The following is a 23,121-nucleotide window of genomic DNA, read 5'->3' on the forward strand; positions in this document are numbered from 1 at the left end:
TTATTAATTATTCACTTTTTGGCAACTTGTATGTTTTCAAAGTACCTTGATTGATGCCAAATAAAAGTTGGTCCTCAATTTGCAAAATACTTCTTACATCTCCTTTTACATTTAGACCGGATTTTATTTGAGGCAAATAATTAAAATTTCCCTGCCCGTCACCCAATAATACAAGACCGTGATTGGCATCATATTTACCAAAACGAAGTCTGGCTTGGTGAATGTTCCCCGTCAATATTAAATCTTGGTAATCATCTTGATTAATATCTAAACTTTTAATGGCGAAAACAGGCGAAATTTGAGTTTCAAGAGGTAAAGGGACGTATTTCATACCTTCTTTTCCATTGATAAATAGGCTTGTCTCCAAGTGGTTGGCCTTGAGATGAGCGGCACTTGCGATATCCTCTTTAGAAAAAATATTCTCCAGACCTGCTTCGGCAAAAGTTTCATAGTCAGTAAATCTTGTACGCATACCTGCCATTTGATGCAATAGTTCGTCACGAGTAAGGTAAGGGTAACTTTTGCCTTGAATGTAAAAACTTAAAATTGGATCCACCGCCCCATTGTTGTCAAAGTCTTTGTAGTGCATCTCTGCAGGTTGTTCAGGGCTTACTTTAACCTGGCTATTTAACCCTAGATTGCCAACAACCAAGTCCGGTCTTCCATCAGCATTTAAATCGGAAATATGAAGAGAATTCCACCAGCCACTTAATTCTTCAGCGAAAAACGCTTGACTCACATTTTGTAATTTTTGCCCCTCAATTTTATAAACACTAATGGGTAGCCATTCTCCAATGACGATCAATTCGGCTATACCATCCAAGTCAAGGTCTGCCCATTGGGCATCGGTAATTAGACCTAAATTAGAAAGCTCAGGGAACCATTCTGCGGTTTTATCCAGAAATCCACCCTTGCCATCATTGATAAGGAGCAGGCTACCGGGTGTTTCGGGATATCTTCCGGGTATTACGCGAGCTCCAATAAAAATATCGGGGAAACCATCCTTATTGACATCATGTACGGCTATGGCCCCCGTACTGATAAGCATTTCAGGTATGGAATGGATGGATCGGGTTAAATTTCCCTTGCCATCATTGAAGTAAACCCTGTCTTGTAATCTTTTATCTTTGGGCATGAATTCACCATAGCCCCCGCTAGCCACATAGAGATCCAATGAGCCGTCTCCATTAAAGTCAGCCCAAGATGCATTGGTGTCCTGGTAGTCTTTATCCACTTCAAAGGCAGGAGTATTCTTTTTAGAAAAAGCACCAGCTTTGTTTTGAAGCCATAATGCCGCAGCTTGCCCTGCTTCTCCACCTATAAATATATCTTCCAGTCCATCTCCATTGACATCCGCTTTAGTTAGAACAGGCCCGGAAAAGGACAGTGGATTGACCAAAAGTGGCTGCCTTTTGAAGTCATTGATCGATTTTTTAAAAGGCTTATAGGCAATAGGGGATGGGATTTCGCTTAATAAAGGTTTTGTTACCTCTTGGTTACGGACGGCGTCCACTGCTTCAGCTTGAGAAAATACAATGGTTTGATTGCTTTTGATCTTGTATCGGCGCTCTACTTTACCACCCGACCATAACACTTCCAATGAATCAATGGTGGTATGCTTGCCCAACCCCAAATGTAATACAGGAGACACACTGGACTGATAACCTCTGATAGGCATTTGCTCGATTTGCTGTAATTCCCCACCTGCATAGCTTTTTATTTTGGCACCTATACCAAAATGGTTTAGGCCACTTCCTTGCAGCTGAATTTTTAAGAAATTATTGTTTGGTGAAAGACTGTCAGTATTGTTTCTGTATATAGAAGCGACATGGTTTACATTATTGGTAACCAAATCTAAATCCCCATCATTGTCTAAATCTGCATAGGCCGCACCGTTTGAGTTGACCTTTTGCTCCAAACCCCAGTCTTTTATTTTTTCTTCAAAAATCCAACCATTGGTGTTTTTGTAGATGTAATTGTTCAGGTCTGAAGAGGGCATTTGGTGAACCAAATCCAAAATATTATCTCTTCTGAGGCCGTTCTTATTGTTTTTAAGATAATCAGCCATGTATTTTAGAAAATCCTGATTGGTATAGTCCCTGGCATACCCGTTGGTAATAAACAGATCTTTTAACCCATCATTGTCAAAATCGGCTAATAAAGCTGCCCAGCTCCAATCTGTATTGGAAACCCCGGACATTTGACCTGTTTCACTAAAGCTTCCATTGCCATGGTTGAGGTGAAGCATGTTCCGCATGTATTGATGGTGGAATCCCATTTTTAGCCCAAACTCAAACTTTTCATAATTATCGGGAGCCATTAGTAATTTTTGCCTTTTATTGTCTTCCGGCAGCATGTCTAAGGTAAAAATGTCCATCAGGCCATCATTGTTGACGTCTGCAATATCATTTCCCATGGAGAAATGGGAGGTATGATCCAACATTTCGTTGATGCGATTTGTAAAAGTCCCATCCCCATTGTTCAAGTAAAGGTAATCAGGCGCAGTGTAGTCATTGCTTATGTAGATGTCTTGCGAGCCGTCATTGTTAATGTCTGCAATGCCTGCACCCAAACCATAGGATAAGGCAACTTTCAAAATTCCGGCCTCTTGGGTGATTTCGGTAAAAGTTTCCCCATCATTTCTATAAAGCTGTGGACCTGCGGGGTCTGTTTCATTTAATAGGGCTAGTGTACTGGATTCATCCAGTACCGGAATGGATTTTGGATTATGGTTGAGTAGAAAGAGGTCCAGGTCACCATCATTGTCAAAATCAAAAAAACTTGCTTGGGTGCTGGTTGTCTCACTGTCAATCCCATATTCCGCAGCCATTTCTTTAAATTGAGGGATATTTTTCTCACTGTTACCTTGGTTGATGAAGAGTTGATTTTTCCTTTTATCCGGGGGAAGACTTCCCGAGAAGCAAACATAAATATCCAACAGTCCGTCCCCATTGACATCAGCCATGGCAGTACCCGTTTTCCAAGGCGCCGCTCTGGTTGCTACACCCGCTTGCTGGGTGATGTCTTCAAATTTAAAATCACCTTTGTTGAGATACAGCCGGTTTTCAACCATGTTTCCGGTAAAATACAGATCATCTAGGCCATCACCATTGAGGTCACCAATGGCTACTCCGCCACCATTGTAAAAATATTCATACATCAGTATGTTTGTGTTCAATCCCTCTGTAAGGGTATTTTCAAACATAATCCCTGTTTCTTCGGGTGTAAGAAGGGTAAATTGCTTTAATTCGTCCCTTTTGACCGACTCTTTCTGGCAACCAAACAAGACCAATAGGGAGAGAACGAACTGGATTTTATTGAGTAAATTATTGGACATAGAGAGGAAAATATGAAAGTGTAAATATAGTGAGTTTTAACAGTTTCTCCTTGTATTCCTAGGGCTTATCTTGAATTGAGCTGATACTCATTGGAATGCTTACCTTTTCTTTTATTAATCTTAATATGTTTAAGACGTTGTTTGCTTTCTACCAAGTAATTTATTGGTTGGGTTTTTTAACCCTTTCTACAAAAAAAAGAGCGACCATTTGATCGCTCTTTTTTAATGTTTGTATAGATATTAATTAATCTTCATATCCCGGGTTCTGAATAAGCTCTCGGTTTCGTTGCATCTCATCAAAATTAATTGGCATGAAATACATTTTATCTAACCAGAGTCGGTTTTCTTTACCGGGATCTATGTCGATTACCTCATAGGAATAGTCGTAGTTTTCAGTATTATAACTGTATATAGTCACGTCTTTTCCTGCTTTAAGGGTCCCCACGATATTGATCCCATTGGGTTGTCTACCCAAGGTTTCTGGGGCAATCATCCAGCGTCTGGCATCGTAAAAGCGTTGTTCTTCATGGACCATCTCCTTGCGTTTTTCATTGATCAAGGCTTCCATTAGCTCTTCTCCGGAAGCAGTAAGCGCTGGCAATCCGGCTCTATATCTGATTTTATTTAACCAGGTTCTTGCTTCTTCATCATTACCCAGGGCAATATTTGCTTCAGCATAATTAAAGACGGCTTCAGTAAACCTTAAGTGTGGCCAAGGAATTTCTTGCCAGGTGTTTTGATCCACAAAATTAGGATCCGGTTCAATGAATTTCCGAATATAATAGCCGGTATAGCTACCATTCCAGTCCTCAATGGGGCTGTTTCTTGTATCCAATCCAAAATGGGTTACTTTTTGGCCTTCACCATTGATTACCTCATAAGTACCTGTTTGAATTTGACCAAGTGGGTCTCTAGCTTGATTGGCAGAAGACCTTGGTTTCCACGGTGCTCCTTCATATAGGAAAGTTGCATAGAATCTTGGTTCACGGCCTTCGTAAGGGGCACTTGCGTGATCTTCTTCCTCCCAATCAAAATCAGAACCATCCATCATTTGATAATCATCAATTAGAAGCTGTACAGGCGTGTTTCCTGCCCAGTTGTTGTAACCATTGGGTCCATTGTGAAGTCCATGACGTCCACCTGTTTCTGGCTTTTGAGACAAGAAATACCTTCCGAAAATCATTTCGCTCTCTCCACCATTTCTTGAAAGCGAGTTATTTATATAGGTCTGAATCGCTTCTTCCTGTGAAAGAGGCTCAGATAGATCCAGCATGTTTCCACTGGCTTTATCAAGAACAGCCTTGGCAGCAGCAGCGGCTTGTTGGTAGCGGTCAGCTTGGCTGCCGCTGGTATAGCCGATCAGTTCCTTATTTTGGTAACCTGATATTACAGAAGATTTTGCAGAAGCCGTTGGCATATCATGCAAATCAGATGCTGCATAGATCAATACTCTTGACTTCAAGGCCAAAGCGGCAAGCTCACTTGCCCTACCGCCGGTAAGGTCTTTGCCTGCCAATAAGGTAGCTGCTTTGTCTAAGTCTGCGATGATAAAATCTACTACTTCTTCATAGGTATTCCTTGGAAGTTCATAGGTTTCTTCATCTAAAGTAAAGGTTTTATTCGCAATAGGTATCCCTCCAAAATTTCTTAACAATTGATGGTGGAAGTAAGCTCTCATGAAAGTAGCCTCACCAAGCAATCTGTCTGCTATTCCTCCTTCATTGGAAAAAGAAGGATCTGTCAGGTTATCTATGGCGATATTGGTTGCCCTCAAATTACTATAAAGGGAAGGCCAGTTTCTTGTGTAATCCATCCATCCCGGTTCTTGAGGGTTGGATCTTGCTTCTGTTACGGTAGTAATATTTCTACCGGGGTGAGTGAAAATGGCCTCATCCGTCAAAGATGCCAAAGCCTGCTCACTAAATCCGCCTTGTCCCAAACCTTTGTATAAGTCGGTCACAAAAGCTTCTGCAAGTCCCGGATCTGTCCATACTGCAGATTCCGATACTTCTCCTTGGGGTGGTGCATTCAAAAACTCTTCATCACAAGAAAAATTGAGAAAAGAGATCGTCAATGCCAACCCTAGATATTTTATATTTTTCATCATATTCAATGTTTTAGGATTTAGAATGTTACGGATAGACCAGCATTGATTACCCTAGCTTGTGGATAGTATTGTCCTGTTGCATTGTCTGATTCAGGATCATATACTTTTAATTTATCCCAAGTAAGGAGATTCAAACCATTGGCATAAAACCTCAAGTTGCTAATGCCAAACCTTTCGCCAAACTGCTGTGGTACGGTATAACCGACCTCAAAGTTTTTCAATCGAATGTAATCTGAACTTCTGTACCAGAAGTCATTTCCATTGGAATAGTATTGGTCACTTCTGTTGGCAATTCTAGGATAAACTGAGCTTTCGTTGTCTACAGTCCACCTGTTTTCGTAAAATTCTAATAGGTAATTACCGATGTTACCGGACTCTCCAAGACTAACTTGAGCGATAGCTCCTGCAGCACCTTGGAATAAGATGGCTAAATCCCAGTTTCTAAAAGAAGCATTAAGATTGACACCCCCTTGAAATCTTGGGATACTGTTTCTGTCCAGTCTCACTCTATCGAGTGGTGTAATGGCTCCATCGCCGTCATAATCTTTAAACTTCATGTCACCGGGACGTAAGTTATTGGTGATGTCAGAATAATCCAGTGTTTCCGCATCAATTGCTGCTTGATTTGGGAAGACACCATCATATAAATATACAGGATTAGGAGTATTCATGGGGCTGCCTGTAGACAGTTGCCAAGAAGGGGCTCCCGGTGGTTCATCCCAAAATAGAATCTTGTTTTTGGCATAACCGCCATTGGCACTTACACTATAAGAGATGTCTCCTGATTGTCCCCTGTAGCCAATATTGATATCAAAACCCTTGTTTTCTACTTCTCCGATATTCTCCGCAGGAAGCAAGGATGCCAAGCCACTTGATTGTGGTACGGAAGCATTTTTCCTCCATAGGATATTGGTACGTTTATTATAGAAGTAATCAAATTCAAAAAAGATTTTCCCTTGAAGCAATTGTCCTTCTATACCAATGTTGGAATTGTTTGCAACTTCCCAAGTAATGGCATTGTTCGGTACCCTGGTTTCATACAAGGTCTTGGCTTCAGTGTTTTGCAAGATTTGGCTACTGAAACCATAGGTGGCTAGGAATTGATATTCTTGTAAAGATCCATCATAATAAATCTGATCATTCCCCATTTGTCCCCAAGACCCTCTAATTTTGAAGAAGTCCATGGCAGTTATATTGTTTTTCCAGAAGTTCTCTTCCGAAATCACCCAACCGGCCATTACGCCCGGGAAGAAACCAAACCTGGAAGCTTCAGGGAAAATATAGGATCCATCATATCTCCATAGGAATTCGAACAAATATTTTTCCTGATAATTATAGGCAACCCTTCCGAAGTAGTTTAGCCTACCTCTAGTGAAAGCTCCACCGCCATTGTTTTTTTCTGCATCTCCACCGGCAAACATTTGATCAATGGCAGGAGAAATGAAATACCTTCTGTAAGCAAAAAAGTCATTGCCTTCTACCGTTTCCTTATTTACACCGGCCAAGGCATTGAAACCATGATCACCAAATTGCCTTTCATAGGTAAATACACCTCCCAATAAGATATTTAACTGGTTGATATTTGTTTGTCTTAACCTAGGTTCAGCAGGACCTCTTTGACTTGGGACTAAGATAGGAGTTACGCCATCTGCCTCAAAACCATTACCTCTTTGGTATAGAATCCATGGGGTTTCCCATCTTTTTTGTAACCTGCTTAAGTTATCAATGGCAGCAGTACCTTGGAATTTCAAGCCTTCCACTCCTGGGATTTTGATATTTAAAGCACCATTGGTTTGGAAATAATTTCTAGTATCTCTGTCGTACCCGGTTGCATTCGTGGTGATCACTACCGGATTTTCTCCATTTTCAATATCCGGACCGGGTCTACCGTCAGGCCAATAAGCCGGCTCATGTGGTTTTCCTCTCATCTGCATCCTAAAAATTGCTCCGGCACCTCTGGTCGGGAAAAAACGATATTCCTGACGGGCCAAAACACCCAGCTGTAGATCAATGTACTCATTGATCTTGGCATCAAGGTTGATTCGCATATCGTATTGTTTGAATCCGGTAGCAGAGTTTTTATAATAGGCATCTTGGTTTTGGTACCCTATTGATGCCATGTACCTCAAACTTTCAGAACCTCCATTCAGTTGTAAGTTGTGCCTAGACTGTGGAGACCAGGTTTTTAAGGTTTCCCCATACCAATCGGTATTTGGGTAATTCCAAGGATCTGTTCCTGCGCGGTGCAAAGCCAAAGCTTCAGGGCTAAATGGAGCTGTTCTCTCCTGACCTGCCTGAGTGATGTAGGTACCAGTAGATCGATAAGCATCGGTGGCAGCTCTCCACTCATTGGTAGGGAGCTCATAGACATTTAAGTCATTCAACATTTCTCCGTACTGTGCTGCATCAGCCAGCTTAGGGATGGTTGTGGGTTGGGCAAAGCCTTGGTTAAATTGATAGGTAAGTTCAGGCTTTCCTTCTTTCCCTCTTTTTGTGGTAACCAAAATCACACCATTGGCAGCTCTTGCTCCATAAATGGCAGCAGATGCATCCTTTAGGACGGATATGTTTTCAATGTCGTTAGGGTTTAATCGGTCAATTCCTCCTGCTCTGGCAGGGATACCGTCAATTACAATCAGGGCATCATTGTTTCCAAGGGTGTTGGAACCACGAATCCTAATGCCTGCACCGTCATAACCGGGCTCACCGCTTCTGTTAACAGCGATCACACCTGACATCCTACCTGCGATGGAATTGGATAAATTCATCGCCGGAGATTTTACCAAATCGCCACCTTTTACTGTAGCAACGGAACCTGTAATGGTTTCCTTCTTTTGTTCACCATATCCTACGACTACAACCTCTCCAAGGGATTGCATGTCAGGGTTTAAGGTGATGTCGATAGTGCTTTGGTTGTCTACCGTAACTTCTTGACTTACAAAACCTACGAATGAGAAAACGATGGTTTGATCGGATTCCTGTAGGTTGATGGAATAGTTACCATCAATATCAGTAACTGCACCTCGGGTGGTGCCCTTAACCAATACCGATACACCCGGTAAAGGCAAATCATCCTCCCCGGATATGACTGTCCCGGTTACTTCCCTGGACTGGGCATGTAATGTTAGACTGCTTGACAAAAGCAAGGCCAGACCCAACAAAAACAATTTTGTTCTGGGTAAATAGTTTTGCATTCTTTATTGAATTAGGTTAATAATTATTTAGGTGTTATTGTTGAAATAACACTTAAAGTTGCTGGTAATTTTTATAATAAACAATAAGGTAATTGTAACATAAAACTACCTAATTATTTTACAGCTTAAATATGTTTAGTTAATCAATTAAAGTGTTAAAAAAACAATTGAAAATTTTATGTTTTTGTAAAAAAACTAGTGTTTTATTATTAAAATAAAAAGTCGGAAAAAAATGAGATTTTAATAAAAAATAGAATCAATTAAGGATTTCTTTAGCTTGGGCTTGTTCCATTTAATTTTTTATATTGAAATTTGATTTTTGTAATTAAAGTGTTGGGGATAATAATAGGTTTTAGTTTGTCCAAGGGCCTTAAGAATAGAAGGATGGATTTGGTGTTGAACCATGTAGTTAAAGTGTTTTCCTAGATATAAGAAATTTTTTATCTATTTGTATTTACCTATATTTGTAGGATAAGGTTTAATACAGAAAAGAATGGTCAGCTTATGGCTGTCTGTTCTTTATTTTTTTTGTAGAGGAAGAACACCTTTCAGGGCGATTTAATTGTATTTGTGAGGAACCCTATGAATTCACCTCTCCTGATTTCTTTAAAATGTAAACAATCAACTAATTTGGTGGTGGAATCGCTTCAAAATCTTCCAATTGCTGTTTTTAGGAATTTTACTTTTGCCATATTGTACTAAAATCCAAAAATACTAATTTTCATTTGATTACATCGCTACCTCAAAGGCATTACGATTCTTTTTATATTGAGAGGTTGAACCAGGTTTTTTAACCTTCTGGATAAAAAAAGCCCTGACATTAAAAATGCAGGGCTTGGTGTTCAATGGGATATATTGGCTTATATCGTCATTATTTCAGCTTCTTTCTTAGCGTATAGCTCATCTATTTTAGCAGAATGCTGATCAGTCATTTTCTGAACAGTATCTTCGGCTCTTTTAACATCATCTTCGGCTACTCCTTCTTTTTGAAGCTTTCGCAGGCCATCGTTGGTGTCTTTTCTAACGTTTCGTATACTTATTTTTCCGTTCTCACACTCATTTTTCACCTGTTTCACCAAGTTCTTTCTACGCTCTTCAGTTAATGGTGGTACGGTCAACAATACCATTTCTCCATTGTTCTGAGGATTTAAACCTAGGTCGGAGTTGATGATTGCTTTTTCTACTTCCGGAATTAACTTTTGCTCCCAAGGTTTGATGGCCAAGGTCCTGGCATCGGGAGTAGTAATAGAGGCTACTTGCTGTAATGGAGTTGGGTTACCATAATAGACCACCATTATTCCATCCAAGAAATTAGGCATGGCCTTGCCTGCTCTTATTTTTATTAATTCGGCAATAGTATGCTGGACAGCTTTGTCCATCAAAGACTTTGCCTCTTCTAAGTATAGCTGAATCTCTTCCATGAGTTAATTTATTTAGATGTTATCAACGTACCAACTTCCTTGCCATTGATAAGGTCCAAAAGGTTATCCGTTTTGTTCATATCAAAAACAATGATTGGGAGATTGTTTTCTTGACATAATGTAAAAGCTGTCATGTCCATTACATTAAGGTTTTTCTCATAAACCTCTTGAAATGTAATGTTAGAATACCTTGTGGCAGTAGGGTTTTTTTCTGGGTCTGCTGTATATACCCCATCCACTCTTGTACCTTTAAGTACCACCTCAGCTTCAATTTCTATGGCTCTTAAGCTGGCTGTAGAGTCGGTAGTGAAATATGGATTGCCAATTCCGGCACCAAAAATTACAATTCTCCCTTTTTCTAAATGACGAATGGCTCTCCTTCTAATAAAAGGTTCGCAAACACTTTCCACTTTAATACCGGACATAAGGCGTGTATACATGCCGTTTTGCTCAAGTGAACTCTGAAGTGCCATCGCATTAATTAAGGTAGCTAACATTCCCATGTAATCTCCTTGAACCCGATCTATTCCAACTTTTCCTGCCTGTACACCTCTAAAGATATTGCCTCCCCCTATGACAATGGCAATTTCCACGCCAAGATCATGAACATTTTTAATCTGAGTGGCATATTCTTGAAGTCTTTTGGAATCAATGCCATAGCTATTGTCTCCCATCAGGGCTTCTCCGCTAAGCTTAAGGAGTATTCGTTTGTATTTCATCTTCCGAATTGTTTTCAGTTTTACTAGTGAAAGGCCTTGATTAGGACTATTAAAAATTTCTTGATCTCAATAAGCCCGACAAATATAAATCCTTGTTTTTAGAAAACTAAATCTTAAAGCTAAAAATGGTAGAATACTTGTGAATTTTATGTTTAAATTTTGGTAGCCCACCAGATTTTATGACCTGATCATTGTTAATTCAAAATTTATAAAAGTACCCTATTAAAGATATATATGGATTATCATGGTTTTGTCAAGCTTAAACATTGACAAGGTAAGGTATTGTTTGGAAATATTCCAAAAAGCTAGTTGCTAGATTTGTTTGGCTAATTGGATGGTATTTTTAATTCTTACTATTGAGTCTTGAAGGAGGGATAGACGGTTTTGTCTTGAAGCGTTCTTTTGGCTAGGTAGCGGTAGGCTTTTGGTTGGCCTGGAAACAATTGTAAACTACTTGACCTGGACAAACGTTTGCCTTAAATAAAATGGGTATTAGAATAGATAATAAAACGAATTGTTTGGTTTAGCTTTACGGGTTTACTTATTTTTGAAAACCAGATGGCTACTTCCATGTTTCACACTGTTTGCTTCTGTTAAAATTGATATTGTTTAAAAATTGAATATATAATTCCTATGCTAAATATGCGGCCTACCCATAGCACTTCAATTTACTATTTTATGGTACTTCTTTTGGCTTTTTCCTGCAAGAGTGCATCCACTGTTAACCCGGTGTCAATTGTTACAGAGGAAGCAGCCAATGATTCATTGGTGGCACCAAGGCCTGTAGATAACCGTGAGCACATCCTAGCCCATGAACTAGCAATGAAGGAATACAGAGCTAGTCGACCCAGGGCTTTTGACTTGCTGCATACCAACTTGGAGCTTGCCTTCGATTATAAGAATCGGGCGGTAGAAGGAAAGGCAATTTTAACATTAAAACCTTATGCCTATCCTCAAAAGGAATTGGTTTTGGATGCCAAAGATTTTGACATACATAGGACTAGCCTATTAGAAAATGGAATAGACCAGCCATTAAGCTTTGACTATGACCAAGAGAAATTAACCTTGAAATTACCGGAGAAATTGGGGAAAGGAGATACCTTGCAAATAGCCATAACCTATACGGCCTTTCCGGAGAAAGGAGACAAGGAAGGAAGCACTGCAATTACAGATACCAAAGGGCTGTATTATATTAACCCTGATGAGAATGACAAGGATAAGCCCGTTCAAATTTGGACCCAGGGAGAGACTGTATTTAGTTCAAAATGGTTTCCCACCATTGATAGTCCCAATGAAAGGCAAACCCACGATTTTTATTTAATTGTACCTGCGCAATACCTAAGTCTTAGCAATGGTGAAATGCTTGGAAGTAAGGAGAATGCTGATGGTACCAGGACAGATCATTGGCAGATGGGCATTCCCCATGCGCCTTATTTGTCAGCCATTGTGGTGGGTGAATTTTCCACCATTGAAGAAAATGTCAATGGATTGAAATTGCGGTATTTTGTGGAACCAAAGTACGAAGCGGGGGCAAAAGGGGTGTTTGGTAATACACCTGAGATGGTAAGATTTTTCTCGGATTTGCTTGACATGCCCTTTCCATGGCAAAAGTATGACCAAGTGGTTGTAAGAGACTTTGTCTCCGGAGCGATGGAAAATACCACTCTTTCCATTTTTATGGATGCATTAAATTTAAATGAAAGAGAGGCATTGGATAGTGAATGGGATTATATCATTGCTCATGAACTCTTCCATCAGTGGTTTGGAAATTATGTGACCACTGAGTCCTGGGCCAATTTAGCCTTGAACGAAGCTTTTGCCGATTATTCAGAATACCTGTGGTTTGAATACAAGGAGGGAAGAGATCAGGCAGATATGCATCATTTCAATGCCATAGAACAATACCTGGCAGAGTCAGAAGAGAAGCAATTGGACTTGATCCGCTTTTATTATGAGGACAGTGAGGACATGTTTGATAACCACACCTATGCCAAAGGAGGAAGGATTTTGCATATGCTCAGGAAGCTATTGGGAGATGAGGTGTTTTTTGATGGGCTGAGGTCATATCTCAAGCAAAATGCCTTAAGCAGTGTAGAAGTGCATGATTTAAGGCTGGCCTTAGAAAAAGCCTCAGGCTTGGATTTGAATTGGTTTTTCAATCAATGGTTTCTTTCTTCCGGTCATCCGCAGCTTAAAATAAGTTGGGATGATACAGATCCTGAGAATATAGTGCTTAAGCTGGAGCAACAGCAAGACTTAACTCAATTTCCCCTTTTTAAGATCCCATTTAAGGTGAGTATTTACAAGGAAGGTCAGCGGATAGAGAAATCTTTTGTTTTGGATCAGGCGGTGCAGGAATTTCCTTTACAAAATGGTGCAGGCACTCAACTTGCCCTATTCGATGAATACAGTGAGTTATTGAGCTTGGACTTTGAATCCAGGGGATTTGAGAATTTAGAAAAGCAGTTCCTTTTGTCTACTTCAGGTTTGGCAAGAGTAGAGGCCTTGGATAGTTTGACGAGTAATTATAGCGAACAGTTGAATTATTTGCCCACCATTGAGCGGGCTTTGGAGGATTCATTCCATGTAGTTCGTGAGTTGGCTTTGCACCGCATGAATCGATTGGATGCTTCTGAAGCTGACAAAAGCAGTTTGGAGAATAAGGTTCTGAAATTGGTAGAAGAAGACCCTGACAATGCAGTAAGGGCAGCAGCCTTGGAAGCATTGGCCGGAATAGGGGGCAGCAAGTATCAGCAGTTGTTTTATAGGCTTATCAATGCGCCTTCTTATCAGGTATCAGGGGCTGCTTTGACTGCCTATTTGGATATAGAAGGGAATCTAGCCAATAAAGAGGAATTGTTTGGACGGTTAAAAGAAGCTGAGAATATTCGTATCATCGCTCCCCTTGCAGATTATTTGACCCAAGAGAAAAAAGTAGCAGGGGCAAAGTGGATGCATGAGAAGTTAGTGTCCCTAAGTGGAGAATCCTTGTATTATTTCCTAGGGTACTACGGAGACTTTTTTGCGAGTGTGGAGGGAGTAGCTACCGAGGAAGCGGTTTCCAGTTTAGGTGAGATTGCTTCCACGCACAAGTTAAACTATGTAAGGTTGGCGGCTTACCAATCTCTGTTTGGATTTATAGACGATCCGGGTGTGCTTGAATTAGCCATGGCCATTCAGGAGAAAGAAACGGATGAAATGGTTCGCGAGTATGAGGAGTATTATCTTTCTCCCTATTTAGAAGGGAATTAAAATGCTGATGATTAGTGAGATACTTTTTATTATAAAAAAAACTCAAGATTTTTTTTTATAATATTTTGAATCTTTGACAAAAGGGTATAATTTTGCCATCCGTTACGACAACAAAGAAACTTAAAAGAGGGTTTCGGGAGTAACAAATGTAGAGTTTTGGGGGAATACCAAAGCGGCCAACTGGGACGGACTGTAAATCCGTTGACTTATGTCTTCACAGGTTCGAATCCTGTTTCCCCCACAAAATCTTTAGTTGAGTAATTAACGTTAATTAGAGACTAAGATATTCTAGTATTGAACAATTTTTTTGTTATAAAGCTGGAATTTTTTGGATTCTAAAAATTAATTAAAGAATTTGGGGGCCAATTAGAAAATTGGCAAATATTTATAAGCGGGAGTAGCTCAGTTGGTAGAGCGGCAGCCTTCCAAGCTGCAGGTCGCGGGTTCGAGCCTCGTCTCCCGCTCTATGCTTTTAGGAGCATAACTGGATGTAAAAAGCCGACGTAGCTCAGGGGTAGAGTGCTTCCTTGGTAAGGAAGAGGTCACGGGTTCAAATCCCGTCGTTGGCTCTGAACATTTATCAATTTAAACGAAATTTAATCTTTAACTAAACAGAGGATTTTCACGCATGGCAAAAGCAACCTTTGACCGTTCCAAACCACACGTAAACATAGGTACGATTGGTCACGTCGATCATGGTAAGACTACTTTGACTGCTGCCATTACTACTGTGTTGGCCAGAAAGGGTCTTTCTGAATTAAGAGACTTTGCTTCCATCGATAACGCACCGGAAGAAAAGGAGAGGGGTATCACAATTAATACCTCACACGTAGAGTATCAAACGGAGGCTAGACACTATGCCCACGTTGATTGCCCAGGTCACGCTGACTACGTAAAAAACATGGTAACTGGTGCTGCTCAGATGGACGGTGCAATTCTTGTAGTTGCGGCCACTGATGGTCCAATGCCACAAACTAGAGAGCACATCCTTCTTGCACGTCAGGTAGGTGTACCAGCTTTGGTAGTATTCATGAACAAAGTAGATTTGGTGGATGACCCCGAATTACTTGAGTTGGTAGAAATGGAAGTAAGAGAACTTCTTTCATTCTATGAGTTTGATGGAGATAATATTCCTGTAATTTCAGGTTCTGCTCTTGGTGCACTTAACGGTGAAGCCAAATGGGAAGACACTGTAATGGAACTTATGGCAGCTGTGGATTCTTATATCCCACTTCCAGAAAGAGCTATCGACAAGGATTTCTTGATGCCGGTTGAAGACGTATTCTCTATTACTGGTAGAGGTACTGTAGCAACAGGTAGAATTGAAAGAGGAGTTGTAAACTCTGGAGAAGCAGTAGACATCATTGGTATGGGAGCTGAAGGACTTAAATCTACCGTTACTGGTGTAGAGATGTTCCGTAAGATTCTAGACAGAGGTGAAGCTGGTGACAACGTAGGTTTGTTGCTAAGAGGTATTGAAAAGGCTCAGATCAAACGTGGAATGATCATTTGTAAGCCTGGATCTGTAACTCCTCACGCTCACTTCAAAGCTGAAGTTTACGTACTAAGCAAAGAAGAAGGTGGAAGACACACTCCATTCTTCAACAGATACAGACCTCAGTTCTACTTAAGAACAACTGATGTAACTGGAGAAATCACTCTTCCTGAAAATGTTGAGATGGTAATGCCAGGTGATAACATCACTATTGAGGTGAATTTGATCAACCCTGTCGCTTTGGAAAAAGGACTTAGATTTGCTATCAGAGAAGGTGGTAGAACTGTGGGTGCTGGTCAGGTTACTGAAATCTTGGACTAATAATCTATATAATAGACTATATTACAAATGCGATCTTGAATTTTTCGGGATCGCATTTGTTTCTTAGGCATAGATTCACTAATTTTGCGTTCCCTAATCGGTAGCACAAATAATTTACGGGCGTAGTTCAATGGCAGAATAGCGGTCTCCAAAACCGTTGATGGGAGTTCGAATCTCTCCGCCCGTGCAATCTAAGGAAGATAAAACCATGAAGAGTAAGGCGTAAATGCCCAATCTTTCCATGTTATAGTCAGAGGTTTTGGTAAGCCTTTATAGGCAAAAGAAACTTTTGAAAAACTAATTGTACAAGGATGAATGTTAAAAATTTTGTAATTGAGTCCATTGATGAGATGAAGAATAAGGTCACATGGCCTAAATATTCTACACTTCAAAATAGTGCCGTATTGGTGCTAGTGGCTTCATTAATTTTCGCTTTGGTTATCGGTTTCATCGATTTAACCTTCGAAAATATCATGACATGGTTTTATGATTTATTCTAAGAATATTAAATAACGGGATGGCAGATCACAATTGGTACGTACTCAGAGTAGTAGCAGGTCAGGAAAAGAAAGCAAAGACTTATTTGGACAATGAAATTGCCCGACAAAAGCTTGAAGACTATATTCCTGAAGTTTTGATACCTTCTGAGAAAGTATATGAAATGCGTAATGGCAAAAAGCGTGTTCGGGAGAGAAACTTCTTTCCTGGATATGTATTGGTCAATGCGGATCTCAGTCATGGAGAAGCCAATCACGTCATAACAAGTATACCGGGAGTAATCGGTTTTTTAGGGTCAAACCAAGGGGGGGCTTCCAAAACCCCCGAGCCATTACGTCAGTCAGAAATCAATAGGATTTTAGGTCGTGTTGAAGAGATTGATGAGTTTGCAGAAAAACTGGATACACCATTTATAGTTGGAGAGACCGTGAAGGTAATGGACGGTCCCTTTAGTGGATTCTCGGGTATGATTGAAGAGGTATTTGATGACAAGAAGAAGCTTAATGTTATGGTTAAGATATTCGGTCGGAATACCCCTGTTGAATTAAACTTTATTCAAGTAGAAAAACTAGATTAGGAAATGGCTAAAGAAATCTCTGGTTATCTGAAACTACAGGTAAAGGGTGGCCAGGCTAACCCATCTCCTCCAGTTGGTCCGGCTCTTGGTTCAAAAGGGCTGAACATTATGGAGTTCTGTAAGCAGTTTAATGCCAGAACTCAGGACAAAATGGGCCAAGTTCTTCCAGTTCTTGTTACGATTTATTCGGACAAGTCTTTTGATTTTGTAGTAAAAACGCCTCCGGCAGCAGTAATGCTTTTGGAAGCAGCAAAATTAAAAAGTGGTTCATCAGAACCAAACAGGAAAAAGGTAGGCTCTGTATCTTGGGATCAGGTAAAAGAAATTGCAGAAGTGAAAATGCCCGATTTGAATGCATTTGAAGTTCCATCTGCCATGAGAATGGTAGCCGGTACGGCAAGAAGTATGGGAATCACTGTTTCAGGAAAAGCTCCTTGGGAGGAATAATACGTAAAAAATGGCTAAGTTAACAAAAAAGAAAAAAGAAGCTCTTTCTAAATACGACCCTAGCCAACAATATTCCTTGGCGGAGGCTTCTAGCATTGTTAAGGACATAACAACAACTAAATTTGACGCTTCTATAGACCTGGATATTCGTTTAGGTGTGGATCCACGCAAAGCTGACCAAATGGTTAGAGGTGTGGTGGCCTTGCCTCATGGAATAGGTAAAGAAGTGAAAGTATTAGTACTTTGTAGTCCTGATAAGGAAGAAGAAGCCAAAGAAGCGGGAGCTGATTTTGTTGGTTTGGATGAGTACATTGCAAAGATTGAGGGTGGTTGGACAGATATTGATGTAATAATCACTACTCCTAATGTGATGGCAAAAGTAGGTAGACTAGGTAGAGTATTGGGTCCTCGTGGTCTGATGCCAAATCCGAAGTCTGGAACTGTAACCCTGGATGTTGGGAAAGCAGTAAATGAAGTAAAGGCTGGTAAAATCGATTTTAAGGTAGATAAGTTTGGAATTATCCATGCTAGTGTGGGTAAGGCTTCTTTCTCTGCCGAAAAAATCAAGGAAAATGCGGAGGAATTAATTCAAACGATTTCCAAGTTGAAACCAACCGCTGCTAAAGGTACTTATTTCAAAAGTATTCATATGTCTAGCACTATGTCTTCAGGTATCGTAATTGATAAGAGTAGTATTCAAGGTTTATAAATTATGACTAGAGAAAATAAAAAAAGCATAATTGACGAACTTACCGAAAAGCTAAAATCTACTCCGCATTTTTATATTTCCGATGCATCAGGATTTAGTGTAGCTCAGGTAAATGGTTTCAGAAAATTATGTTTCGACAAAGGTTTGGAGTATAAGGTGTATAAAAATACCCTTATTAAAAAAGCCTTGGAAAATCTCGACGCAGATTATTCTGAATTCGCAGAGAATGCATTGAAAGGTTTCTCAGGAATCCTTTTCTCACCAGAAGTTGGAAACCTTCCTGCTAAAGTAATTTTAGATTACAGGAAAAAGGTTGCTACCCAAGATAAAAAGCCCTTGTTTAAAGGTGCTTCAATCGAAGGAGCACAATTTCTAGGAGAAAGTCATCTTGAATCACTTTCTAAACTGAAATCCAAAGAAGAATTGTTGGGAGAGGTTATTACTCTTCTTCAATCTCCTGCTACAAATGTGGTTTCAGCGCTTCAAAGCGGAAAAAATATTCTTGCAGGCTTGGTAAAAACCCTTGCCGAAAAAGAAGAAGCATAAATAATACATTCAAATTAGTAAATAATAATCAATTTAAATATTTAATACAATGGCAGATCTTAAAGCATTCGCTGAGCAGTTAGTTAACTTAACTGTAAAAGAGGTAAATGAGTTAGCCGAAATTTTGAAAGATGAATATGGTATCGAACCTGCTGCTGCTGCTGCTACTGTAGTAGCTGCTGGTGGAGCCGCTGGCGATGGTGCTGCTGAAGAAGAACAAACTTCTTTTGATGTTGTCTTGAAAGCTGCAGGTGGACAAAAATTGGCAGTAGTTAAACTTGTTAAAGAATTGACAGGTCTTGGACTAAAAGATGCCAAAGAAGTAGTAGACAGTGCTCCTAAAGCTGTTAAAGAAGGTGTAAGCAAGGAAGAAGCTGAAGCCCTTAAAAAACAACTTGAAGAAGCTGGAGCTGAAGTTGAGCTTAAATAGAATTGAATAGCCAACTCCACTTTGGATTGGTTAAGCAGAATTAGACCTGACTATACAGTCAGGTCTTTTCCTGTTTATGGACATCAAAACAATTGCACTTTTTTAAGTGGCGATTGAATAAAAACAATATAAATTTTCACTAAAACTATATACTGCCTTGGCTATCCAGAATCAAACCGGAAGGAAAAGTTTCTCATCCATTAAGGTAGTCAAAGACTATCCGGATTTCTTAGATATTCAACTGCAATCTTTTAAAGATTTCTTTCAGTTGGATACTCCTGCAGAGAAAAGAAGGCAGGATGGTCTTTTCAAGGTTTTCTCCGAAAATTTTCCCATCAGTGACTCCAGGGAAAATTTCACCCTTGAATTTATCGACTATACCGTAGATCCTCCAAAATACAATGTCTCACAAAGTATTGACCGTGGTCTTACTTATTCTGTCCCGCTGAAAGCAAAATTAAGGTTGCTTTGCTCTGATGAGGACAATGAAGACTTTGAAACCATTGAACAAGAAGTATTCTTAGGGAATCTTCCATATATGACCGAAAAAGGTTCCTTTGTAATCAATGGTGCCGAAAGGGTAATTGTTTCTCAATTGCACCGTTCACCAGGTGTATTCTTTGCACAAAGTAAGCATACCAATGGTACCAAGTTATATTCTGCCAGGATTATACCTTTCAAAGGTTCTTGGATAGAATTTGCTACCGATATCAATAATGTGATGTATGCCTACATCGACAGGAAAAAGAAATTTCCTGTAACTACTCTTTTGAGAGCCATAGGTTATGGATCTGATAAGCAAATTCTCGATCTTTTCGGGCTTTCTGAAGAGGTAGAATCCAATAAATCCAATTTAAAAAAGATAATCGGAAGAAAGTTGGCTGCCAGGGTGCTTCGTACTTGGGTAGAAGACTTTGTAGATGAGGATACCGGAGAGGTAGTTTCTATTGATAGAAACGAAGTTTTATTGGAAAGAGATAGCATTTTAACTGATGAGGATATTGAGTTAATCCAAGAATCCGGTGCAAAAAGTGTTATTCTTCATAGGGAAGATGTCAATATTGCAGACTATTCCATTATATATAATACCCTACAAAAGGATAATTCAAACTCTGAAAAAGAAGCTGTAGAGGTAATCTACAGACAGCTTAGAAATACAGAGGCTCCTGATGAGGCAACTGCCAGAGACGTTATTCATGGTTTGTTCTTCTCTGATAAGCGTTATGATCTGGGAGAAGTTGGAAGGTATAGAATCAATAAGAAATTAGGATTAGAAATAGATGCAGAGAAAATAGTTCTCACTACTCAAGACATTATCTCAATAGTTAAATACCTTATTGGATTAATTAACTCTAAAGCAGTAGTTGATGATATAGATCACCTGAGCAACAGAAGGGTGAGAACTGTAGGAGAGCAACTTTACAGTCAATTTGGGGTTGGTTTGGCAAGAATGGCCAGAACCATCCGTGAGCGAATGAATGTAAGGGATAATGAAGACTTTAAACCTGTTGATCTTATCAACGCCAGGACGCTTTCTTCTGTTATCAATTCCTTCTTTGGTACCAACCAACTAAGTCAATTTATGGATCAAACAAATCCATTAGCGGAATTGACTCATAAAAGAAAACTTTCAGCACTAGGTCCAGGTGGATTATCAAGGGAACGTGCAGGGTTTGAGGTACGTGATGTTCATTATACGCACTATGGTCGACTTTGTACCATTGAAACTCCCGAGGGACCAAATATTGGTTTGATTTCTTCTCTATGTGTGCATGCCAAGGTGAACGGCATGGGATTCTTGGAAACACCTTATCGAAAAGTTAATGAAGGTAAGGTTAGTATGAGTTCAGAAGATGTCGTTTTCCTTACTGCTGAAGAAGAAGATGACAATAATATAGCACAAGCAAATGCACCACTTGATGACAATGGTGTGTTTATAAACGATAAAGTAAAAGCCCGATTTGAAGGGGATTTTCCTGTTTTAGAACCAAAGGAAATTTCCTACATGGATGTAGCACCTAATCAAATTGTATCGGTAGCGGCTTCATTAATTCCATTCTTGGAGCATGATGATGCCAACCGTGCACTAATGGGATCTAACATGCAGCGTCAGGCAGTTCCTTTATTAAAAGCTGAGGCGCCAATTGTTGGTACCGGCCTTGAAGGAAAAGCAGCAATCGATTCAAGATCACTTATTTTAGCAGAAGCTGATGGTGTGATTGACTATGTAGATGCTGAAAAAATCACTGTCAAATATGAATTGTCCGACGATGAATTGTTGGTTAATTTTAGTGATGAATACAAAAGTTATGATCTAATTAAATTTAGAAGAACCAACCAGGACACTACTATTAACTTGACACCTATTGTCTTGCAAGGACAAAAAGTGGTTAAGGGGCAGGTTTTGGTAGAAGGATACTCCACCAACGATGGGGAATTAGCACTTGGTAAAAACTTACTTGTGGCTTATATGCCATGGCAAGGATACAATTTTGAGGATGCCATTGTGATTTCTGAAAGAGTGGTAAGAGAAGATATATTTACTTCCATTCACATTGAGGAATTTCAGCTGGAAGTTAGAGATACCAAACGTGGAGAAGAAGAACTTACTTCTGAGATTCCCAACGTATCTGAAGATGCAGTAAAAAATCTTGATGAAAATGGTATCATCAGAGTTGGCTCAGAGCTTAAGGAAGGAGATATTATTATTGGTAAAATTACACCCAAAGGTGAAACTGACCCCACTCCTGAAGAAAAGTTATTGCGGGCCATTTTTGGAGACAAAGCCGGAGATGTTAAAGATGCCTCTCTAAAAGCCTCTCCTTCGTTAAACGGGGTCGTAATAAACACCAAATTGTTCTCAAGGCCGAAAAAAGACAAGGATCTTCGTGCAAAAGCCAAAGCGGATGTAGACAAACTTAAGCAACAATACACAAAAGATTTGTTGGCCGTAAGGTCTAGAATGATCCAAAAACTGGTTACCATTCTTGAAGACAAAGTATCCAAAGGTGTTAAGCATAAATTTGGAGATGAGATCATCAGCAAAGGGGTTAAGTTCAATTATCAAAATATTGAAAATAATCTTTTCCCTGCCAAGAATCCATACAGAGACGAGAGCAATTATAATGTTCCTGAGGAAGTAAATCTCATATCTGACATTATTTTGGACGATTGGACAGATGATGAGCACGCCAATTATTTGGTTCAGCAATTGGTTAAAAACTATACCAATACCAGAAATGAAATTTCCGGTGTATTCAAAAGAGACAAGTTTACTTTAGAAGTAGGTGATGAGTTGCCTGCAGGTATTGTTCAAATGGCCAAAGTTTATGTTGCCAAGAAGCGAAAACTGAAAGTTGGAGATAAGATGGCAGGTAGACACGGGAATAAGGGTATCGTTGCAAGGATTGTAAGAGATGAAGATATGCCGTTCTTGGAAGATGGTTCACCTATGGACATTGTGTTGAATCCACTCGGTGTACCTTCAAGGATGAATATTGGACAAATTTATGAGACCGTATTAGCATGGGCAGGTAGAATCCTAGGTAAGAAATATGCAACGCCTATTTTTGACGGTGCTTCTACAGAGCAAGTTGCCGAAGAGCTAGGAAAAGCTGGTCTTCCTTCATTTGGTAGAACTTATCTATATGACGGACTGACGGGTAAGAAATTTGACCAGCCTGTAACGGTAGGTATTTCTTATATGCTTAAACTGGGGCACTTGGTAGATGATAAGATGCACGCCAGGTCAATCGGTCCATACTCCCTAATAACACAACAACCGTTGGGTGGTAAAGCCCAGTTTGGTGGACAGCGTTTTGGAGAGATGGAAGTTTGGGCATTGGAGGCATTTGGTGCTTCCCATGTACTTAGAGAAATTTTGACAGTTAAGTCTGATGATGTTATCGGAAGAGCCAAGGCATATGAATCCATTGTAAAAGGGGAGAATTTGCCAAAAGCTAACATTCCGGAGTCCTTTAACGTACTTGTACATGAGCTTAGAGGCCTTGCATTGGAAATTACGCTTGACTAACTTAGAAACCATTAGGCCTTAGAGGTCTTCAATTA

General features: G+C 39.8%; 14 protein-coding genes and 4 tRNA genes. 13 read left to right on the plus strand and 5 right to left on the minus strand.

Annotated elements, in window-relative coordinates; translation table 11 throughout:
* Nucleotides 1-7 precede the first annotated feature (7 nt).
* From ACYVHJ_RS18400 to pyrH, 5 genes are all read right to left on the minus strand, one after another.
* Nucleotides 8-3,337: a VCBS repeat-containing protein gene (locus ACYVHJ_RS18400; RefSeq protein ID WP_460517756.1), complete on the minus strand. Its 3,330-nt coding sequence runs from the start codon at nucleotides 3,335-3,337 to the stop codon at nucleotides 8-10.
* Nucleotides 3,338-3,581: 244 nt separating this feature from the next.
* Nucleotides 3,582-5,441 (minus strand): RagB/SusD family nutrient uptake outer membrane protein, encoded by a 1,860-nt coding sequence (locus tag ACYVHJ_RS18405; RefSeq protein ID WP_460518121.1) that lies wholly within the window; start codon nucleotides 5,439-5,441, stop codon nucleotides 3,582-3,584.
* A 20-nt stretch (nucleotides 5,442-5,461) separates the two neighbouring features.
* The gene (locus ACYVHJ_RS18410; RefSeq protein ID WP_460517759.1) at nucleotides 5,462-8,638 is read right to left on the minus strand and encodes a SusC/RagA family TonB-linked outer membrane protein; all 3,177 of its coding nucleotides are present in this window, start codon (nucleotides 8,636-8,638) and stop codon (nucleotides 5,462-5,464) included.
* 860 nt (nucleotides 8,639-9,498) lie between these two features.
* A complete protein-coding gene (gene frr, locus ACYVHJ_RS18415) occupies nucleotides 9,499-10,059 on the minus strand; it encodes a ribosome recycling factor (protein ID WP_339901119.1) in 561 nt (186 codons plus the stop codon).
* A gap of 8 nt (nucleotides 10,060-10,067) precedes the next feature.
* Nucleotides 10,068-10,778, minus strand: coding sequence for a UMP kinase (gene pyrH, locus ACYVHJ_RS18420; protein ID WP_014020605.1), 711 nt, complete (start codon nucleotides 10,776-10,778; stop codon nucleotides 10,068-10,070).
* A 642-nt stretch (nucleotides 10,779-11,420) separates the two neighbouring features.
* Between pyrH and ACYVHJ_RS18425 the strand changes: the two genes are divergently transcribed.
* The 13 genes from ACYVHJ_RS18425 to rpoB all read left to right on the plus strand — a co-directional run bounded on the left by ACYVHJ_RS18425 (nucleotide 11,421) and on the right by rpoB (nucleotide 23,086).
* Nucleotides 11,421-14,030 carry a M1 family aminopeptidase gene (locus ACYVHJ_RS18425; RefSeq protein WP_460517763.1) on the plus strand — a complete coding sequence of 870 codons (2,610 nt, stop codon included), beginning with the start codon at nucleotides 11,421-11,423 and terminating at the stop codon, nucleotides 14,028-14,030.
* Between the two features lie 158 nt (nucleotides 14,031-14,188).
* A tRNA-Tyr gene (locus ACYVHJ_RS18430) sits at nucleotides 14,189-14,271 on the plus strand.
* A gap of 150 nt (nucleotides 14,272-14,421) precedes the next feature.
* A tRNA-Gly gene (locus tag ACYVHJ_RS18435) sits at nucleotides 14,422-14,494 on the plus strand.
* 33 nt (nucleotides 14,495-14,527) lie between these two features.
* Nucleotides 14,528-14,599, plus strand: a tRNA-Thr gene (locus ACYVHJ_RS18440).
* Between the two features lie 59 nt (nucleotides 14,600-14,658).
* Nucleotides 14,659-15,846, plus strand: a complete 1,188-nt coding sequence (gene tuf, locus ACYVHJ_RS18445) for an elongation factor Tu (protein WP_303613621.1) — start codon at nucleotides 14,659-14,661, stop codon at nucleotides 15,844-15,846.
* Between the two features lie 116 nt (nucleotides 15,847-15,962).
* Nucleotides 15,963-16,033 (plus strand) — tRNA-Trp (locus tag ACYVHJ_RS18450).
* A gap of 124 nt (nucleotides 16,034-16,157) precedes the next feature.
* Nucleotides 16,158-16,346 (plus strand): preprotein translocase subunit SecE, encoded by a 189-nt coding sequence (gene secE, locus ACYVHJ_RS18455; protein WP_014020608.1) that lies wholly within the window; start codon nucleotides 16,158-16,160, stop codon nucleotides 16,344-16,346.
* Nucleotides 16,347-16,363: 17 nt separating this feature from the next.
* The gene (gene nusG, locus ACYVHJ_RS18460; protein WP_014020609.1) at nucleotides 16,364-16,921 is read left to right on the plus strand and encodes a transcription termination/antitermination protein NusG; all 558 of its coding nucleotides are present in this window, start codon (nucleotides 16,364-16,366) and stop codon (nucleotides 16,919-16,921) included.
* 3 nt (nucleotides 16,922-16,924) lie between these two features.
* Nucleotides 16,925-17,368: a 50S ribosomal protein L11 gene (gene rplK, locus ACYVHJ_RS18465; protein ID WP_014020610.1), complete on the plus strand. Its 444-nt coding sequence runs from the start codon at nucleotides 16,925-16,927 to the stop codon at nucleotides 17,366-17,368.
* A gap of 10 nt (nucleotides 17,369-17,378) precedes the next feature.
* On the plus strand, nucleotides 17,379-18,077 hold the full coding sequence (gene rplA, locus ACYVHJ_RS18470; protein ID WP_460517768.1) for a 50S ribosomal protein L1: 699 nt from the start codon (nucleotides 17,379-17,381) through the stop codon (nucleotides 18,075-18,077).
* 3 nt (nucleotides 18,078-18,080) lie between these two features.
* Complete coding sequence (gene rplJ, locus ACYVHJ_RS18475) at nucleotides 18,081-18,623, plus strand: 50S ribosomal protein L10 (RefSeq protein ID WP_460517771.1); 543 nt, start codon at nucleotides 18,081-18,083, stop codon at nucleotides 18,621-18,623.
* A 49-nt stretch (nucleotides 18,624-18,672) separates the two neighbouring features.
* Complete coding sequence (gene rplL / locus ACYVHJ_RS18480; RefSeq protein ID WP_014020613.1) at nucleotides 18,673-19,053, plus strand: 50S ribosomal protein L7/L12; 381 nt, start codon at nucleotides 18,673-18,675, stop codon at nucleotides 19,051-19,053.
* A gap of 157 nt (nucleotides 19,054-19,210) precedes the next feature.
* Nucleotides 19,211-23,086, plus strand: a complete 3,876-nt coding sequence (rpoB, locus tag ACYVHJ_RS18485; protein ID WP_460517774.1) for a DNA-directed RNA polymerase subunit beta — start codon at nucleotides 19,211-19,213, stop codon at nucleotides 23,084-23,086.
* Nucleotides 23,087-23,121: the final 35 nt, after the last annotated feature.

Source organism: Cyclobacterium sediminis (assembly GCF_054781075.1).

Bases quoted from the DNA above. Each gene is read 5' to 3' on its own strand.
- ACYVHJ_RS18400 (WP_460517756.1), bottom strand. From the start codon at position 3,337: ATGTCCAATAATTTACTCAATAAAATCCAGTTCGTTCTCTCCCTATTG.
- ACYVHJ_RS18405 (WP_460518121.1), bottom strand. From the start codon at position 5,441: ATGAAAAATATAAAATATCTAGGGTTGGCATTGACGATCTCTTTTCTC.
- ACYVHJ_RS18410 (WP_460517759.1), bottom strand. From the start codon at position 8,638: ATGCAAAACTATTTACCCAGAACAAAATTGTTTTTGTTGGGTCTGGCC.
- frr (WP_339901119.1), bottom strand. From the start codon at position 10,059: ATGGAAGAGATTCAGCTATACTTAGAAGAGGCAAAGTCTTTGATGGAC.
- pyrH (WP_014020605.1), bottom strand. From the start codon at position 10,778: ATGAAATACAAACGAATACTCCTTAAGCTTAGCGGAGAAGCCCTGATG.
- ACYVHJ_RS18425 (WP_460517763.1), top strand. From the start codon at position 11,421: ATGCGGCCTACCCATAGCACTTCAATTTACTATTTTATGGTACTTCTT.
- tuf (WP_303613621.1), top strand. From the start codon at position 14,659: ATGGCAAAAGCAACCTTTGACCGTTCCAAACCACACGTAAACATAGGT.
- secE (WP_014020608.1), top strand. From the start codon at position 16,158: ATGAATGTTAAAAATTTTGTAATTGAGTCCATTGATGAGATGAAGAAT.
- nusG (WP_014020609.1), top strand. From the start codon at position 16,364: ATGGCAGATCACAATTGGTACGTACTCAGAGTAGTAGCAGGTCAGGAA.
- rplK (WP_014020610.1), top strand. From the start codon at position 16,925: ATGGCTAAAGAAATCTCTGGTTATCTGAAACTACAGGTAAAGGGTGGC.
- rplA (WP_460517768.1), top strand. From the start codon at position 17,379: ATGGCTAAGTTAACAAAAAAGAAAAAAGAAGCTCTTTCTAAATACGAC.
- rplJ (WP_460517771.1), top strand. From the start codon at position 18,081: ATGACTAGAGAAAATAAAAAAAGCATAATTGACGAACTTACCGAAAAG.
- rplL (WP_014020613.1), top strand. From the start codon at position 18,673: ATGGCAGATCTTAAAGCATTCGCTGAGCAGTTAGTTAACTTAACTGTA.